Origin of the sequence: Methanosarcina sp. Kolksee (assembly GCF_000969945.1) — an archaeon.
Taxonomy (GTDB): Archaea; Halobacteriota; Methanosarcinia; order Methanosarcinales; family Methanosarcinaceae; genus Methanosarcina; species Methanosarcina vacuolata.
Window position 1 is genome coordinate 2,529,577 of record NZ_CP009524.1, and the last position, 18,035, is coordinate 2,547,611.

16 protein-coding genes are annotated in these 18,035 nt (G+C 36.7%); 9 read left to right on the top strand and 7 right to left on the bottom strand.

The window, feature by feature from the left end; all coding sequences use genetic code 11:
• Positions 1–64: 64 nt before the first annotated feature.
• Positions 65–985, bottom strand: a complete 921-nt coding sequence (locus MSKOL_RS10480; protein WP_048155967.1) for a hypothetical protein — start codon at positions 983–985, stop codon at positions 65–67.
• A gap of 307 nt (positions 986–1,292) precedes the next feature.
• Here MSKOL_RS10480 and corA point away from each other — a divergent pair, with 307 nt between their 5' ends.
• The 4 genes from corA (at position 1,293) to MSKOL_RS10500 (ending at position 6,787) form a co-directional block, all read left to right on the top strand.
• The gene (corA, locus tag MSKOL_RS10485; RefSeq protein ID WP_048155971.1) at positions 1,293–2,354 is read left to right on the top strand and encodes a magnesium/cobalt transporter CorA; all 1,062 of its coding nucleotides are present in this window, start codon (positions 1,293–1,295) and stop codon (positions 2,352–2,354) included.
• A 334-nt stretch (positions 2,355–2,688) separates the two neighbouring features.
• The gene (locus MSKOL_RS10490; RefSeq protein WP_048120795.1) at positions 2,689–3,432 is read left to right on the top strand and encodes a DUF432 domain-containing protein; all 744 of its coding nucleotides are present in this window, start codon (positions 2,689–2,691) and stop codon (positions 3,430–3,432) included.
• Positions 3,420–4,331 carry a mechanosensitive ion channel family protein gene (locus MSKOL_RS10495; protein ID WP_156151045.1) on the top strand — a complete coding sequence of 304 codons (912 nt, stop codon included), beginning with the start codon at positions 3,420–3,422 and terminating at the stop codon, positions 4,329–4,331. Before MSKOL_RS10490 ends, MSKOL_RS10495 begins: the two co-directional genes overlap by 13 nt.
• 428 nt (positions 4,332–4,759) lie before the next feature.
• On the top strand, positions 4,760–6,787 hold the full coding sequence (locus MSKOL_RS10500; protein ID WP_231592186.1) for a M3 family oligoendopeptidase: 2,028 nt from the start codon (positions 4,760–4,762) through the stop codon (positions 6,785–6,787).
• 881 nt (positions 6,788–7,668) lie between these two features.
• Here the strand turns inward: MSKOL_RS10500 and MSKOL_RS10505 are convergent.
• The 3 genes from MSKOL_RS10505 to MSKOL_RS19315 form a co-directional block, all read right to left on the bottom strand.
• Positions 7,669–8,796 (bottom strand): hypothetical protein, encoded by a 1,128-nt coding sequence (locus MSKOL_RS10505; protein ID WP_048155974.1) that lies wholly within the window; start codon positions 8,794–8,796, stop codon positions 7,669–7,671.
• 6 nt (positions 8,797–8,802) lie between these two features.
• A complete protein-coding gene (locus MSKOL_RS10510; RefSeq protein ID WP_048155977.1) occupies positions 8,803–9,126 on the bottom strand; it encodes a hypothetical protein in 324 nt (107 codons plus the stop codon).
• Positions 9,127–9,827: 701 nt separating this feature from the next.
• The gene (locus MSKOL_RS19315; protein WP_231592187.1) at positions 9,828–9,980 is read right to left on the bottom strand and encodes a hypothetical protein; all 153 of its coding nucleotides are present in this window, start codon (positions 9,978–9,980) and stop codon (positions 9,828–9,830) included.
• On the opposite strand from MSKOL_RS19315, the gene MSKOL_RS20730 reads away from it, so the two are divergent.
• Positions 9,981–10,118, top strand: a complete 138-nt coding sequence (locus MSKOL_RS20730; protein ID WP_197078895.1) for a hypothetical protein — start codon at positions 9,981–9,983, stop codon at positions 10,116–10,118.
• 163 nt (positions 10,119–10,281) lie between these two features.
• Here the strand turns inward: MSKOL_RS20730 and MSKOL_RS21085 are convergent, their stop codons facing one another.
• Positions 10,282–11,331, bottom strand: coding sequence for an RNA-binding domain-containing protein (locus tag MSKOL_RS21085; RefSeq protein ID WP_231592642.1), 1,050 nt, complete (start codon positions 11,329–11,331; stop codon positions 10,282–10,284).
• 348 nt (positions 11,332–11,679) lie between these two features.
• Here MSKOL_RS21085 and MSKOL_RS20745 point away from each other — a divergent pair, with 348 nt between their 5' ends.
• From MSKOL_RS20745 to MSKOL_RS10540, 4 genes are all read left to right on the top strand, one after another.
• The gene (locus MSKOL_RS20745; RefSeq protein WP_255352002.1) at positions 11,680–12,213 is read left to right on the top strand and encodes an isoprenylcysteine carboxylmethyltransferase family protein; all 534 of its coding nucleotides are present in this window, start codon (positions 11,680–11,682) and stop codon (positions 12,211–12,213) included.
• 333 nt (positions 12,214–12,546) lie between these two features.
• Positions 12,547–12,843, top strand: coding sequence for a hypothetical protein (locus tag MSKOL_RS10530; RefSeq protein ID WP_048155979.1), 297 nt, complete (start codon positions 12,547–12,549; stop codon positions 12,841–12,843).
• A 356-nt stretch (positions 12,844–13,199) separates the two neighbouring features.
• Positions 13,200–13,970, top strand: a complete 771-nt coding sequence (locus MSKOL_RS10535) for a hypothetical protein (protein WP_048155983.1) — start codon at positions 13,200–13,202, stop codon at positions 13,968–13,970.
• Positions 13,971–14,526: 556 nt separating this feature from the next.
• The gene (locus MSKOL_RS10540; protein ID WP_048155985.1) at positions 14,527–15,966 is read left to right on the top strand and encodes a hypothetical protein; all 1,440 of its coding nucleotides are present in this window, start codon (positions 14,527–14,529) and stop codon (positions 15,964–15,966) included.
• Positions 15,967–16,272: 306 nt separating this feature from the next.
• Here MSKOL_RS10540 and MSKOL_RS10545 read toward each other — a convergent pair whose 3' ends face one another.
• Together MSKOL_RS10545 and MSKOL_RS10550 are read right to left on the bottom strand one after the other, a co-directional pair.
• Positions 16,273–16,467, bottom strand: a complete 195-nt coding sequence (locus tag MSKOL_RS10545) for a hypothetical protein (RefSeq protein WP_048155987.1) — start codon at positions 16,465–16,467, stop codon at positions 16,273–16,275.
• Between the two features lie 464 nt (positions 16,468–16,931).
• A complete protein-coding gene (locus tag MSKOL_RS10550) occupies positions 16,932–17,747 on the bottom strand; it encodes a G1 family glutamic endopeptidase (RefSeq protein ID WP_052725417.1) in 816 nt (271 codons plus the stop codon).
• Positions 17,748–18,035: the final 288 nt, after the last annotated feature.

Genomic DNA, 18,035 nt, shown 5'->3' on the forward strand with positions numbered 1-18,035 from the left:
GTGAAAAATATACTCGATTAATCAGGACTGGTAAGAGTTGTCTTAAATAAATGAAAGAAAGGAATTACTTCCTTTCTTTGGCATATGCAACAATTGCGTCTTTAACTCCGTATTTAAATGCGATCACGACTGCAAGTCCCCATGCAAGTGGCCCTAAGAACAGATAGAGTATGCTCGTATTAACCAGCATAGTATCCAGAGCAAGCAAGATTACTATCAGATACAGGAAGCCTCTTAGAAGAGGGAAAAAGATGTTTACCTCTTCTATGTTAATGCCTTTAAAAGCACCGGAAATATAGTCCATGACCACATCAATGGAAAGGAATCCGAGTATCAGGATCAAGATACCTGTAAAAAGGCGTGGCAGGTACTGAGTAATATTTATAAATAACTGAGTAATCATGGTCAACTCTAAGATATTAGAGGCAATCGAGAGAAATACCAGGTACCCAAATAGCCTGATCAGTCCGGATACAATTCCTGATACTGTCAGTCCTCCAGATTTGACTGAGGCTCCAAAAGCTGTTTCTTCAAACTTTTCATCTACTCCTGTTGAAACAAGTACTTTTTTGGCCAGGTCACTAATGAAGTCAACTACCAGTAGACCAACAAGTAGCACTATGAAAGCGGAGACCATAAGTGGAATATAGAGTACGATCATGCTGACGAAATTATTCACCGCCTGGATATTCAGCAGGTCCAGAATGATCATAGCAAAGATGATGTAGATGAACCACCTGATTACGGCATCAAAAAAACCTACCGTACTCATCTGCGCTCGTTTTATCATTCCACCAATTATGGTTTTGTCGACAAGGTCATCGAGTCCGACTTTATCCAGAAACCTTGCTCCGAGCTTTCCAAGAAAAGTTCCTACTATTTTTCCTACGATAATCAATATGAGTATCGCCACTAAAGTAGGAATGAATGCAATAAACTGATCAATTATGTTGATAAAACTATTCGTAATTTCAGTTCCAACCAAATTAACCACTCCCTAGATCTTTGTCCTAAAAATGACAATTTTTCCAGTCCCCAATTCCTGGAAAAACGTTTATATAATTATTCTATTATTATATCCAACAAATAATACATATATTTATCTGAAATTTGCCTGCAAGCGTTTAAAATGCTTTTTTTTAAATGTAAGTCGTATATACTTTAAAACTACTCAAACTGTTTTGAAATTTCAAAATAACTATCTGGATAAAAAACGTGCGCAGGCTTAAATCAATGGAGCTTTAATTACTGAATAATCTATTTTTATTAGAAGCTGAGGTAGAGAAATAAGCATGGTGACTTCTGGAAGAAGAGGATCACAAATTGGACTTGCACCTGGAGCGCTTGTCCATGTAGGAGAAAAGAAGGTAGAAAAGGTCGTAATCCGGGTCCTTGCCTATAACAGTGATAAGCTTATAGAAAGAGAACTGGAGAAAGTTGAAGAGTGTCTGGAATTTAAAGACCAGTCCGACCTCAATTTTTGGATAAATGTGGATGGGCTGGATAGGGTAGATATTATAGAAAAACTCGGAGGCTATTTCAATATCCATCCCCTTACCCTTGAAGATGTACTCAATACACGGCAGCGGCCCAAGACTGAAGATTACGATTCATATATTTATTCGGTTTTAAAAATGATTCTCCTTGATACAAAAAAAGAGATCACTGTAGACCAGGTAAGCATCATCATCGGCTCCAATTATATTCTCTCTTTTCAGGAAAGGAAGGGGGACGTTTTTGACCCGGTGAGGGAAAGGTTTGAAAATCTGGCTTCTCGCCTGCGGAAAAGTGGGGTGGATTATCTTGCCTACAACCTTATTGATGCTGTGGTCGATAATTATTTTGTGATTCTTGAGCATTTTGGGGATGAAATCGAATACCTTGAAGAAGAGCTGGTAACACAGCCAAGGCCTGAAACCCTCAAGACTATTCAAAAGTATAAAAGAGATATGATCACCCTTCGTAAATCTGTCTGGCCTCTTCGAGAGCTGATAAATGGTTTGCAGAGGGTCGAGTCTGATTTAATTAAAGAGACTACCCGAATTTATCTGAGAGATATTTATGACCATACAATCCAGGTAGTAGATACTGTTGAAGATTTTCGGGATATTTTGTCTTCAATGGTTGATGTCTACCTCTCCAGTTTAAGCTACAGGATGAATGAAGTCATGAAGGTCCTGACAGTCATAGCAACGATTTTTATTCCTCTTACTTTCATAGCAGGTGTTTATGGGATGAATTTCGAATATATGCCTGAACTCAAATGGCGCTGGGGATATCCGACAGTAATGTTTGGAATGATCCTTCTAGCAGTCAGCATGTTTGTCTATTTTAAGAAAAGGAAATGGGTTTGACTTTCTTTTTTCCTTGAGACTTTTTTTGTCTCCTATTCCATTAAGCATTCCATTGAGCTTTTTATTCTTTTTTATCCGTGTTCATCCTTCATTTTGCTCCTCTTCTCCAACTTTCTTTTTGTCAGGTCTTCCACCAGCTCTCTTTTTGTCAGCTTTCCATCTTTCTTTTATGTTTTCTCTCCTTTGTCTTCTCTCCTTTTTCTTCTCTCCTAGCTTTTGATCTGTTTTTCTTTTGATTTAGAAAATGGATTCAAAAGCAAAATTTTTATAATGTAGTACATCTATATTAAGAAATTTAGACAATTCTTTAAAAAGTATTAGTTTTCGGGATATTATGTACGGCCGTTATAATCCCCCTTTTTCAGTTGAACAAGAAGGAATTGCCATTTCCGTGGAAAAAACCGGAGAGCAGTGGATATACAGAAGGACGCTAGGAACGGAAAATGTAGAGAAAATTATTCTTGGAGATGAAAAGTGCCTGATTATAAATCCAGTAGAGCCCTTAAACACTCCTAAAGAAATTACTCCAAACCTGCTTATAGAATTTGAGAAACACCTGCTGCTTTCGGGAGGAGCTAAAAGGAAGATTTTTCTGACTTTTCCTATAGAGATAGGTGTTTTTATCGCGGATAAAGAAGAAAAAAACCTTCAGCTTCTTGATGTGCTGAGCCTGGTGAAGCAGAAGTTTACCCTTTATGGAGAGGTTTCAAACGGAGTCATCTGTAAGCACTGGAAAAGCCAGATATATTCAATTTCTCCTTCCCCTAACCCTCTGCAGGAAGGGATTATTGAACTGACTCTTCGAAATACCTCCTCGGATTGGGCTTCGATCTCAAAAGTAGTTTTCAGTGCATATGGTATGAAACTTTACTATGCTGGCGATGTTTTCATGCGAGCGCGTATGGACATCCTCAACAGAAACACAGCTGAAACAGGTTTCGATCTGCAGCACCTTAGCGGGGAGCTAAAGAGCAGTTCTCTTAAAGATTTTAAATCCAGGAAAGAAGCTTTTGGGGTATATAGCCTTCAGAAGCTTGGCTTCGTACCTCTTAAATTTTACATGGGGTGGGGATTTTGATTGTAGATCTTGATTTCCTTGACACCAACCTGCCCATCTTTGATGGCACCGTGACTCTGGGATCTGTGATAAAGTTTATACTTATTCTTTCTTTTTCAACCTTCTTTGCTAAAATTCTTTCACTTTATATGCGCAGGTCTCTCAAAGATAAGGTCAGTAAGGATGCAGGGGAGACTATCATCAAAATCGTTTACTATGGCATACTTACTATCGTGTTTTTTTCTAATCTACGTCTTATAGGAATTAATCCTTCAGGGTTCCTGCTGGCAGGAGGGGTAGCAGGTATTGTCCTTGGTTTTGCAAGCCAGAACATTGTGGGAAATCTGGTTTCGGGTTTTTTCCTGATGGTCGAAAGGCCAATTAAAATAGGGGACCAGGTTCAAATCAGTGATGTGGCGGGTTATGTCATAGATATCCGAATTATTTCTACCCTTATACGGACTTATGATGGGCTCCTTGTTCGCATCCCTAACCAGCAGGTCTTTACAACAAATATTACAAATATTGTAGAGCATCCTGTCCGCAGGTTTGAGCATACAATCAGGATCCGTTATAGCGACGATGCCAATGCCGCAATCTGGCTTATCAAGGATCTTATCGACAAAGAACCATTTGCCCTCCTGAATCCTTCACCTTCGGTTTTCGTAAGCGACCTTGGGGACAGCTCGGTAAATATTACTGTAAGGATCTGGGCGCCTGTGAACGAGTGGTTCGGAATAAAAACCAGGATTCTGTGGGATATAAAACAGACCCTAGAAGAAAATGGCATCGAGATTCCTTTACCGCAGCGCGTAGTTCACATTCAGACCGATTCAAAAAAGGTTCCTGATAAACTGGAACCGGTGCCGGAAAAAGAAATCGAAAGCGTACTGAATTACGAAGAAAGAGTTTTAGCCTGAGTAAGCCTGTTACTGAATAAATCTGTTATTGAGTAAACCTGTTACTGAGTAAACCTGTTATTGAGTAAACCTGTTATTGAGTAAACCTGTTATTGAGTAAACCTGTTATTGAGTAAACCTATTAAACAGACATATTTGCTTAAATAGTCCCTGACTATCGAAATAAAAAGGATTTTTGACTAAAATAAAGCAACATATTATTATATTTGTTGGTATATAGTAATAGGTCTAAAACGAATAGCATTTTTACATAAATTAAGTGAAACTATGAGATCATAGTGAAATATGAAGTCAATGAGATTAATGATATTAATGAAACCAATGGTCCTTAGATCAACGTCAATGGAAAGATAATATAACAGATATATCACAGATGGATATTCTGATATTATACCAAGTTTGATATTATACCAGAGGATAGCGATCTTATGAAATTAAAATCGGTTAAAGGGCTTATAGCTTCAGGGATGTTCAAAGGCCCTCTAGCTCTCGGAGCATTACTGTCTCTTGCAGTTTTTCCGGAAGGCAGGGCTTCTGGAAAGCTGGAGAAATCTTTTGAAGGCACAGACAATAGTACAGACAATGAAAATGCAGGCAATGAAAATGCAGGCAATGAACATACTTCCGAGATACTTGATCCCGGTAAGGTTCCGACAGAATGGAATGATGCATATCTTTTCAGTAGCAGGGAAGATGCTTCGAAAGAGCTCGATAGACTAAAAAATGGGCCACAGGAAATAAACGAAACTTTTCGTCTGAAATTTGAAAAATTGTCAGGGCCTGTTATGCTTGAGTATCTGGAAACCGAAAAGGCTTACTCAAAATCGATTGATGTCCTGTATACTTATGCATATACTCAGCTCAGTAAAAACGTTAATGAATCGTTCCTTATTTCCCTGCTTGGAAGTGTTCAGGATCTGCTTACCGAATACAAGAAAGCCACAGCCTTTGCAACTGTAAAATTGACCTCGCTTGGGAAAGAGGAATGGAACAGGCTTTTTTCCGAAGAACCCGGACTTGAGGCTTACAGGGCCTATCTTGAAGCTAACTATATGAGATTTATAGAGCACAGGCCAAGGGATGAGGCCCAGGCTGCGTATCTTGCAGAGCTTGAAAACCGGCGCATGAAACTGGAAACTGAAGCTCTTTCCGAAATCACGAATAAGGTCACAAAGGCAGGAGAAATCACGCTTGAGAACGGAGAGAAATTTTCTGTCAATTCCCAGTCCTACGGTACTTTGCTATCAACAGACCCGAGTCGGGAAAACAGGAAAAACTGTTATGATAAGAGGTTCTACCACTTGATTAGTAAATCCGATTCCATGGCATCCCTCTATTCCAAAAAAGCCAAGCTTGATGACCTTGTTGCTAGAGAGTTGAATTATACGGATTTCTATGACTACAGCCTTTATAACCTCTATCTTACCCATGCCCAGGTTGAGGACATGAATGCCGTTTTCAAGCAGGGGAAAGAGGTGTTTGAGGCTTATAATGAGTTCAGAAAGAAAAAGCTCGGGCTTGACGAGCTCAAACCATATGACCTTATTCTGCAGTTGACGAACCAGCCTGGCAAGAAATACGCTTACATAGATGCTCTGCGAGAGATTCAGAAATCCTACTCAAGGATGGACCCCAATTTCAAAGAAATCTTTTTAAAAATGGTTACTGGCGGTTTCATAGATGTATACCCTGACCCTGAGCATGGAAAACAGCCAGGGGGTTATTGCACCGATTCCTGTGCGCTGAAAGCTCCGCCGTTGATCTTTATGAACTATGACGGCCTTATCAGAGACCAGAAAACTTTAACCCACGAGATGGGACATGCCATTAATTTCTACCTCATGGGCAATTCCGTAGACTATCTTTACTGTACAGGTACGATCTATGAAATGGAAATTCCTTCTACTTTCAATGAAGAGCTTTTTGTTGATTACGTTGTCGAGAATTCGGATAGGGATACCGCAGTTGCAGTCCTTTCCCAGCAGGTCGATGATTACCAGAACTTCTTTACCAGGCAGCCCTTGATTACAGAATTCGAATATAAAGCACACAGGCTCTGTGCAGAAAAAGAAGCGGTAAGCGGAGCGGAACTTAATGCTATCTGGACCGATCTTTCTAAAGAATACAGGAGCCGTTCAGTTGAGTATTACCCTGAAGATTCCGCAGAATGGACTTATATCAACCATATTTACCTGACAAGCAACTACTATACCTTCAACTACGCGGTTTCAAAGGCAATAACCCTTGCTCTCTTCAAACAGTACAGGAAAGATCCAGACGCTTTTAACAAAAACTATGTTGCGTATCTCTCGGCAGGCTCGACAATGCCTCCTGAAGAAAAACTCAAGGAATACTTCGGGATCAAAATCGACAGGCAGCTCTTTGAAGACGCGATGGACGTTGTTGAGTTAAGGATTCAGGAATTGTATAAACTGGCAAGGGGAGGAGAATTCTGAAAGGTGTTCGGGGGAGGTAAGTCTAGAAAAGAGAAGAACCTGGGTACGAGGAAGTTTACAGGAAGTGTATAAAGAAAAGTAAGAGAATGTAGGTTTTTACATGAAATGAACCCAAGCAAAAACAGCTTAGCCTATGATTTCAGGAGCCTTTCAGGTTCCTTGTGGATCTGGCGATTATCAGTCTAATTGAAAGTGGAGCTATAGAAAGCAAGAATTTCGTAAGGACAGAAAATTACAATCTGAGGCTATAAACCTACAGGAGCCAGAAAGATTGTTAATGAATTTTCCAATATGCTGAATAAAAAGGCAAGTTACCAGGGAAAAGAAAGCACCTGGAATTATGTTATCTTTTTGAATAAGAGAATTAGCTCATTATCTTACAAGCAAAAAGGAAAAACTGGATTTTGTTAAGCCTGAATATGAGATAGAGAGAATTGATTCTTATGACATAAGGCAAAAGATTCTCAATATTTTTTATGTTGATTGGAAGAAGTTAGGGTTTTCTAAAGGTACTTTGCATTACATGAAGCAGAATGCCAAGTCAGATAAACCGTTTACTCTTAACTCTCATGTTCTGGAAAGAGTGAATAAATGGGAGGCAGTGGTTTCAAGTCAAAAGTAAAAATGTGCATACTTTTTACTATAAAATGTAAAAATGTAAAAATTTACAGTAAAAATAGTAAAACATTATCAGAAGAAATTGTAAATTTTACAGGTAAAATAGTAAAAAGGAACCAATGGGAAGTGTAAATGGGAAGGTTGTGAAATTAATTTTTTACATCTCTTCATAATAGCCATATTTGGAGATAATTAGGGCACAGCGAACTGTTTTAGGGATTTCAATGTTAAAAAAGCAAGTAAATTGCTATTATAGCCCATATTCACGATTCTGATAAAACTAAATCCGTTATGTATGACATATGGTTATAGATCATTATAGGTATTTTCCATTCTTCATTTTTTAACTTATGTTTATTTAGTATGTTTATGAATCTTCTATCCTTAATACAGTTTTCTAAAGTCATGAGTCTAAGATAAGAGGGTGGGTGAAATTCGTCTATTTGATCACCCTTATAAAAAACTTCTATCATATATTGGATCGAATTTAAGAATCCTACTCCATAAAGAGGATTATTATAAAATATTTTATTTAATTCTTTTTCTATTAATGTGTCTCCATATGCTTTCATATTTCTGCATATATCAAATGCAACTATATCAGCAGCAACTTCAATAGCCCAATTATTAATAATGTCTTTTCGAACATCGTGACTGGAGCTGAATTTCAGCTTCTTGCAAAGATTTGAAGTTAGCGGCGTGCGTTTATCCAAAGTGGTATATAATGCCTTTTTAGCACGTGTAAATTGTTTCTCACGAAGTTTATCATCGTGCAATAATAATAAATGACCCATTTCATGAGCGCAAATAAAACATAAAGTTCCATAAAAAATTGGATCACTGGCAAAATACTCAATGTCACTTTGAGAACTTGAAATATCAATCGGTTCAGGGTATCTGTCTTCCGCCCATGAATTGAATATTTCTTTTATCTCAAGCTTAACTTTTTCTGGAAGTGAGTCGATGTTATAAGAGTTATTTCCCTTATAAATAAAATGGCGGGTGTTAAGTAGAGAACTAATAAACACAGGCACACACATATATAGATTTATTGTATCAAATTTTATTTCATATGTATCATCAAGGTTATGCCTTTTTTTAATATCATCTAAGTTAAATTTTACAGGGTCATCAGTTAGATAGTTATAATGATAAACAAATCTCTTTAAATGTTTATTAGAATCAAATATTATTGCAGTCTCCAGAAAAGCATTAAATATGGGCTCGAAGTTCACCTGGCAGTCAGAATTTAATTTTCCTCCCCCACATTTGCTAATTTTTTCAGCAGATTTAAACATCCAACGTACAGAAACTTTTAATGATTCTAAAACGCTTTTCGCATAATCATCATCTTTTTTTTGGAACCATTTAATAGCTTCTGTTTGATCCATTCTTATTTACCCCTTCTTTAAAGTTATTGATATCCCTGATTGCAATGCGGAACCTACTTCCCCTACACCTAAAAGCGATATATTCCCATTAGCACCTATACTGAGGTTAAATGTAATCCCATCAATATCGTACCCACAATTCGTATTAGGTAATGATGAGACTATAGGCAGAATCTCATCCAAAAATTTAAATAAGTTCTCCTGTAATAATTTCGCATTTACCTGAGTTATTTTGGTCATCAATTTTGGTTGTGATGGCATCATGCTAGGTTTTATATCAGTATATTCTACGGTCGTTATTGATATAGAATTTACTTGATCACCATTCACTTAGTAATTCCTCCATGCTAATAATGCTATTTTAGTATCTACTGTAATAGCTATATATCTATCTTTTTTTAAGGAAGTTTAACGGATAAGCAGCGTGAATTAATTACATTGGTGGTTCTAACAACTAACTAGACTTTAGACCAAGTCAGAGTACATGTGGATGTAAAATTAAACATGAGTGTAATTCCGATTATATGAACATTACTTTTTGAATCTAATTTCTTTAAGTCATTTCAAGCCTTATTTATCTGATTAAATCATAAAAATAAAGTTTATGCCGGTTAAGGCTACTTTTGAAAATAAAATGGTTGTGCATAACTCTTACACTTGCGTTGCGTTTTTTTGAGTTACCTATATCCCCAAAACTTAGTGTGAGGCATGGTATTCGAACCCATGAACTCCTTCGATACTAGACCTTAACATAAGGCAAGATAAAAAACTGAACGATGAAATAGGTGTGGTGAAGGTGTTGGTGGAAAACTTTACTCTTAATGCTTCTTTCGAATAAGATTAGAGAGTTATGACCTTTCATTAATAATATTTTTACAAATTTAAAGAAAAAAAATCAATCATTGAGCTTTCCCGCAAAATGAAGTGAAGCCGACACACAAAAAACAGCTTGTCGGCTTGAGCCCTGTTAATTCATTGCTAAGACTGTACTTCATTGTCTAATCCGAGGCAACAACCATCAAGTAATCGTATCAGAGCATTATATCCGCAGCAGAGCGAATCCTCCGGAGATAGCTCCTCTGGCTTTCCAGACCCTTTCCGGCTGCTGCCCGGGCCATAGGATCGGCATCTTTAGGTAAGCCGAATGATATGCCGGTCAGCGCTTCAACCTGCACTACCGGCACTTGCCAGGTCTTGAACTCATCGTCGAAGAACTTCCTGCTCTCCAAATAATTGAGATTGAACACATGACAGGCAACGAAGCCATTGAACTTGCCAGACTGGGAAAAAATGCGGTTGACAAATCGCACAAGTGGGGATGAGTAGTAGAGCAAAAAATTAAATTAAAAATGATTTGTATTCGGATGTGACCTGCTTGTTATGAGCAAGTCACCCCATATACGATATTAGATATTACTCTTCTTTGATTGCTGCTTTGATTTCTTTTTGAGTTTCTGGATCATTTAATTGTTCATCAGTAACAGATCATTTATTTGTTTTCTTCTGTAAAATGAAGAATGTATAACCATATTCATCTGGGTGTTCTCTGAAGATCTTTATCTCTTTTCTGTTAAAACTAAGTATCGTTTCTGCATCGGTGTTTCCTTTATAGTTATCACTGACGTCATCAACTCTTTTTTCCAGATGGGAGTAAAAATCGTACCAGGTAGAAGCTGGTAGTTTAAAGCGGTCAATGAGATCATATCCTGCTGCCATGATAACTTTTTCAGTGTCGGGTATGCTCTTGATATCAGGATAACAGTCCTGCCAGAATTGAAGCACTTCCGAAGAAGGTTCATCCGTGAACCATGTGCTTTCTGTCAGTGCTATATAACCCTCATCTTTCAGAAACTGTTTCCAGTAGCTAAGTCCTTTTTCAAAACCAATGACAAAGATAGAGCCCTCTGACCAGATGATGTCGAATTCTCCTGCTTCAAAAGGCAGGTCATCCATGGAAGCACAAACCGTGGTAATCCTGTCATCAAATCCTTCTTTAACTGCATTTTCCATCAGTTTATCCAGAAAAGGCTGGTAAATGTCAGTTGCAGTGATGTTTCCCGTAAGATTCAGGAAATTCTCAAATGCCTTCTCATCAAAATCGGTTTCGAAAACTGCTTTATCATTTTTCAATTCATCAAAGCGAATCCGACCCTCTTTCTGGAAAAACTCAATAATCTCATTGCGAGTAAGTTTCTGGGAATTTGCCCCATTACGAATAAAAAATCCTCTCGAACAGGCGTAAGGTTTGTCGTTGCCATCCGGCACGCCAACTACGATAAGATTATCTTTGACCTCAATTCCAACATCAAGATAAGGCTGCAATTGTCTAAGGGAGTCTTGAATTCTCGATCTAAAATTATTGTCTGTATTTATTCCCTTTATAACCCCTCTGTCGGAAACTCCGAGGATAACTTTACCTCCACTGGAATTGGCAAAAGCACAAACCTCCTCGATAAATGATTTATCAAGAGATTCTTTGAATTCGATGAGGTATCCTTCCCCAGCTTCAATAATCTCCTCTATCCATCTATTCATCTTCAAGCAGCCAGTGCCTCATTCAATTCTATATTCAAACTTTTCTCCCCACTTTTCGCCCATTCTACTCGAAATCCTTTTATTTATGCACAATAAATTTTATTAAATTGTAATGTAAGTTCTGAATAAAAAATTAATCTGATTGTTTAAGTTTCAAAATAAATCACTAATCCTTTTAGTACTTCAGGAAGAATTATTATGAAAAAGACACTGGGTAGTCATATTTTCGAGGATGCTCCGATCACGTCAATGGTTATTGTTTTGCTATTATTTGCCATTTTTCAATTGCAACACCGCTCAGTTTTTCCTGATGATTGGTTTCCTTCTCAATTTGCAGTTTCATCTTTCATGATTCTCTTTTGTGTGTGGATTTTAAGTGAAATTATAAACTTTCTTTTTAGCAGGAAGAATTCTCAGACGACAAATAAGGATAAGGGTTCTTGTTGGATCATTATAGCAATGGCCTGGTCAGTACTCTTTATTGCTTTTACGTTACGTGGTTCTGATATAGGAATATTCGGCGGAAATTTCCAATATGCAGGACTTGTTTTGATTGCGGTCGGTATTATACTCCGCGAATGGTCAATCTGGATTCTTGGAAAGTATTTTACCGGGCAGGTACAGGTTCGTGAAAAAGCAAAGCTCGTAACAAATGGACCGTACAGATATATTCGACACCCATCCTATACTGGAGGTATGCTGTCCCTGATAGGGATTACTCTAGCGATTGGAACCTGGTTCGGAGCGCTCGTTGCATTCCTTTTAAGCTTAATCGCATATCAGTACCGCATACGTGTTGAAGAAGAGGCATTGCAAGAAGCTTTTGGTTCAGAATATGAGGAGTACAAAAATAGAACATATAAGCTATTTCCAGGTTTTTGAAAAGAACCTGCGAAGTTACTTACTTTTGTTTTGTTACTTACTTTTGTTTTACGCCGCCAGAGCCTCATTTAGTTCTGTACTGAAACTTTTCTCCGAACCTTCGTTATCAATTTTGAAGTACTTTTAAGATGTCAGTTGATTAAATAATTGTCTACTTGTGTCTTTGTATGTAATCAAAACTTAGGCTCTGTAGAAAGCTTCTCTAAAATAGCTCCAAGAGGCTGAAAATAAACAAACAAAAATATATAATGTAGTTCATTCTAAATTAATGAATACTTCATATTTCAGAGGATTTCTACAAAACCCATTGAAATTGACCGGGGATGATTGGGATTGCGAATATTACTACTTATTCTAACAATCTTTATTATTTTTAGTGGATGCGTTGAAGAAAATAATCTCACTCAATCAAATGAGTCAGCATATCAAAGGCCAGGAAATACGACACCAGAAAATCTGTCCTCAACAACCCTGTCATCCGATGAAGATATCCCTGAAATCGAAGTAACGTCCTTCTCAAGCATTTATATGCATGATAATTCAGAAAATGTATTAAGTTACCTGTTTAGTTGGGATAATGTTCCCGGGAACGAAAGTAAAAAACTCAGTGATTACCTCAAAATGATCTGAAAATTGATTGGGTAAGTAATGCGCAGATAATTAAAACCAATGACAATAATACAATCCGTGTTTTCACACCCAACAATTCTCTGGAGTTAAAGCTTGCAGACGATAAAAATACGGTTTTAATAACTCCTAATAACATTCAATTAAAAGTAAAAGAGGAAAATGGTAAGCTTTGCATATACAGAGTTAAAGAATATGGCGGAGCGGACCCCGAAGAAAACAAACTTGGATATAATTTCAATGAAAGATATTACGCAGCATATGGGCTTTCAATAAAGAATAATGGTTCAAAAAATCTCGATTTTAAATTAAATGAACTTCATATACGTGATGGAGATCAGATATTTAATACCATAAATATGGATCCTTACGGTTTTTATGTTAGATCAAAACTGGAGGTACTTTCAACCCTAGAAAAAGAAAATAAAATTGAAAATACAACTCTATCTCCAGGACAAACTATAAACGGATCTGTGGTTTTTCAGGTTAATTCGTTGTATAACGAGTCATTTTTACTGATGTATAATGAAACTCCTATTTCCTCAGCATCTTTTGAAAAGAGTATAAAAGCTCTGAAAACAGCAGAACGTTACAATTACTCAGTAGTTTTTGGCATACCGCCTTATTTTAATGGTGATTTTGAAGCTTTTGAACCGAACCTTAGAGTGTATCCGTTCATATATCCCAACTGGGTAAACAGAAGTGTATTTGAATTCTTCAACAAGGTAGATTCTGATAGCGTTTTGATGTCCTCTCCCAATGACATGAATTTTACCAGAATTGTCTATGCATTAAAAGTCGTACCTGAAAAAAACATAACGATGCTTTCTGGAAAAACACGTATCAATGTTGTTGATGATGCTGGAGAGGAACTAATTAACACATCCGATTCTTATGGGGATGATAAAATAGCAATTCTCAGGAATAAAACCTATGAACTCTATTCAGGAGAGAGTATAGACATTCCACAGACAAATTTATCTAACGTTACAATCATTCAAACTTCATTTGAACGTTATGGAAATATGGATGTTGGCATTATTTGTTTTAATAATCAGGATATTATAATGGATGATTCTCAAAAGATAAATATAGCGATATCTAATAATTTAGGGGTTCATTTCCCTTAATAATCAGGATTTCATTTTTACGCTGCCAGAGCCTCATTCAATTCAGTGTTCAAACTTTTTACTGAACTTTTCACCGAACTTTTCATCGAACTTTTCTCTCAACTTACTTTCAAAAATTAAGTTCTCTATTTTCCTTATTAACTTCACAATATCCGCCTTTATCTGGACCTATTCTCTTTAAAAGCCCTTTGTCTTTAAGATTTGTTATCTGTTTCTCAACTGCATGCGAGCTAATTCCTAAGATTTCAGCTAATTCCTAGGCAGAAATATATTTATTTTCTGATTAAGTCCGAGTATTTTCTCCGAACCTTTCTCCGAACATTTTATTATCAATTTTGAAGTACTTTTAAGATGTCAGTTGATTAAATAATTGTCTACTTGTGTCTTTGGATGTAATCAAAACTTAGGCTCTATAGAAAGCTTCTCTAAAATAGCTCCAAGAGGCGGAAAATAAACAAACAAAAATATATAATGTAGTTCATTCTAAATTAATGAAGACTTTTTATTTCAGAGGATTTCTACAAAACCCATTGAAATTGACCGGGGATGATTGGGATTGCGAATATTACTACTTATTCTAACAATCTTTATTATTTTTAGTGGATGTGTTGAAGAAAATAATCTCACTCAATCAAATGAGTCAGCATATCAAAGGCCAGGAAATACAACACCAGAAAATATATCATCAACAACCCTGTCATCCGAAGAAGAAAATATCCCCGAAATCGAAGTAACATCTTTCTCAAGTATTTATATGCACGATAATTCAGAAAATGTATTAAGTTACCTGTTTAGCTGGGATAATGTCCCGGGTAACGAAAGTAATAATCTCAGCAAATACCTCAAGAATGATCTGGAAATTGATTGGATAAGTAACGCGCAGATCGTTAAAACCAATGACAATAATACAATCCGTGTTTTCACACCCGACAATTCTTTGGAGTTAAAGCTTGCAGACGATAAAAATATGGTTTTAATAACTCCTAATAACATTCAATTAAAAGTAAAAGAGGAAAATGGTAAGCTTTGCATATGCAGAGTTAAAGAATACCGTGGTTCAAGTGATCCCGCAGAAATCAAGCTCGGATATAATCTCAATGAAAAGTATTACGCGGTATATAACCTTTCAATAAAGAATAACGGTTCAAATGACCTCGATTTTAAATTAAACGAGCTTAATGTACATGATGGAAATCGTACATTTAATACTACAAATCTAGACCCTTACGGTTTTTATGAGAGATCACATCTGGAGGTGCTTTCAAGCCTCAAAGAAGAAAATAAAATTGAAAATATAACTCTGTCTCCCGAACAAACTATAAACGGATCTGTGGTTTTTCAGGTTAATTCGCTGTACAATGAATCATTTTTACTGATGTATAACGAAACTCCTGTTTCCTCAACCTCATTAGAAAAAAGTAGTGAAACTTTAAGAGTTGCCGAACGCTTCAATTACTCAACGGTGTTTGGCATACCGCCTTATTCTGAAGACCCTTATGAATTAAATAGTGAAGGGACTCCGTTATTTTGCAGCTGGGTAAACAGAAGTGTATTTGAATTTTTCAATAAGGCAGATCCAGAGAACGTGATGGAACCTTCTCCCTACTCTCCCGATGAAATAAGCTGGACCAAAATTGTCTATGCATTGGAAGTCAAACCTGAAAGAAACATAACAACGCTTCCAGTAAAAAATAGGGACTCACATACGTACAGTCTTCTTGTTGTTGATGATGCCGGAGAGGAACTAATTAACACACACGAGATTGAAAAAATAGCATTTCTAAGAAATGGAACCTATCAGCACTATTCCAGAAATTCTCAAGATGTCCCACAGATGAATTTAACTAACCACACATTCGTTAGAACTTCATTTGAACGTACTTATGGAACTCCTATGAATGTTTACGTTTCGATTAATAACCAGAATCTTATACTGGACGATGACCTGAATGCAATTCTGGTAAGATATAGTGACGGAGGTTATCATTTCGTTTAATACCAGGATTTTATACTGCATCATTTTTTATGGATGCGTTGAAGAAAATAATGGCACTCGATAAAATAAGTCAGTATATCAGTGACCAGTATTCTGTTCACTTTGTTTCAAAACAGTATCATGATGTTGCTTGTTAAACATCAGGAATGAAAAGCTGAGAAAAGCAGTAAAAGAAGAGAAACGATGTTTATACGCTTTAACTTTGATTAAAAGAGTGAATAAAGGGTTCACAAGGTTTAGTCTGCAACAATGAAGTTTATTGCTGGATCAGATTTTATTCTGTCCTGAATTTGCTTCATTTCAAGCTTATGCGTCAGTGAAGTAGATTTCGAGACCGGTTTTAAAGCCGTCTTGAATTTGCTCCATTTTAAGCTTACACATCACGAAGTCTATTACGGGATCAGGTTTCAGACTGTCCTGAATTTGCTTCATCTCGCAGTTTACGCCATAAATGAAGGATATTACTGGATCGGTTCTTAAGCCGTCCTGAATTTGCTCCACCTTATAGCTACGCGCCAATGAAGTCTAATACGGGATCAGGTTCAGACTGCCCTAAATTAGCTTCATTTTAAGCTTACGCATCAATGAAGTAGATTTCGAGATCGGTTTTCAAGCCGCCTTGAATTTGCTCCATTTTAAGCTTGCACGTCAATGAAGTTCATTGCGGGATCGAATTTTACTCTGTCCTGAATTTGCTTCATTTTACAGTTTAGTTTCTTGTGAACAATATATACTATGTAAGTTCCTGTATATAATACCAGCGGGATAATTACTTAGAGTAATACAAATAGTTTGTTTTTTTAGTAAGTTTGCCTGTAAATCATCAGTCATATACTCTGTCGATAAGTGTTTACATCAAATGCTTATTAATTTTGATATCCTTAAACAACGTCCTATGGTTCACATATATGACTAAAAATCCATTATATGCACTTCTTTTAAAAGGAAAATAAATAAAAAGAAGTTTAACTAGCTCGTTTCCAGGCTACGTTAAAACTTGTACCGCTGCTGCTGAGTGCAGAAGGCTGCGCTTTTACTTGCCCTTTATTATTTACCATAGTGATACTATTTACTGAAGATCCGTATGAAGAAATATTACCAGAAACACCATTAATTGCAGCAGAGCAAGTACTATCAATAAAGGTATAATCAGATCCAAAGGACGTAGTCCCAAAGTTTGCTAACGGCAGGATTCTATTGAACCAGGGAGCCTCAACAATCCATTCGGCAGATTTCTTTTCATAACCTGTATCGGCATGTTTTGCTGAGTATGACTGTCCAGTTGTTTTATCAGTAATATTTGCATAACATACTCCATCTTCAAACTTGATTTCTGCAGACATTAAATCTCCTGGCTTTACCTGTATCGTATCAATCTTGTAGCAGGGCTCAGGATAGAATTCAAACCAGGCGTAGTAGCTCGCAGTATTCTTAGAGGGATTGTCACTGCTAGTTCCTACCTGCTCAACAGTACTTGATGTATCACCATCAATACCAATCCAGTTCGCAGAATATGAATTTCCAACCTTTGAGTTAACTGCAGGTACAATCCATGACCCTTTCACACTGGTTACTTCACCCGTGGAAGTAACTACATCATAACCAGCCCAGTTGGTTGAATATGAATTTACCATTCCATTCTTTACAGTGGATGGTATACCAGCAGGAACTTTTGGATGTCCATGATAATCATTTTCTTGATGATCATTTGCTGCAAGCACAGGGCTTGACATAACAACAAGAAGTATCACTAAAGTCAATGTTTTTTTGAAAACGTTCATGAAAATACTCCTATATTTGTATTAGAATTTTATACATGTCATATTATAAAGAAAGTTTAATACAATATATATTTATTATAATTGTAAAGATAAACGAATCCATTGACATATAAAAATACATAGGTTTATGAACGGTCAAAGGGTGGTCAAAAAACGATCAAAAAACGATATTACTAAGGCTGTAACTACAGTTAACTTTGAAAAGTAATTCTTAATAAGATGAAGCAAAAATACTTGAGAATGATATCTCGGTTGGCAACATTGCTGGAGTTGAAAACTCTCCGAGAA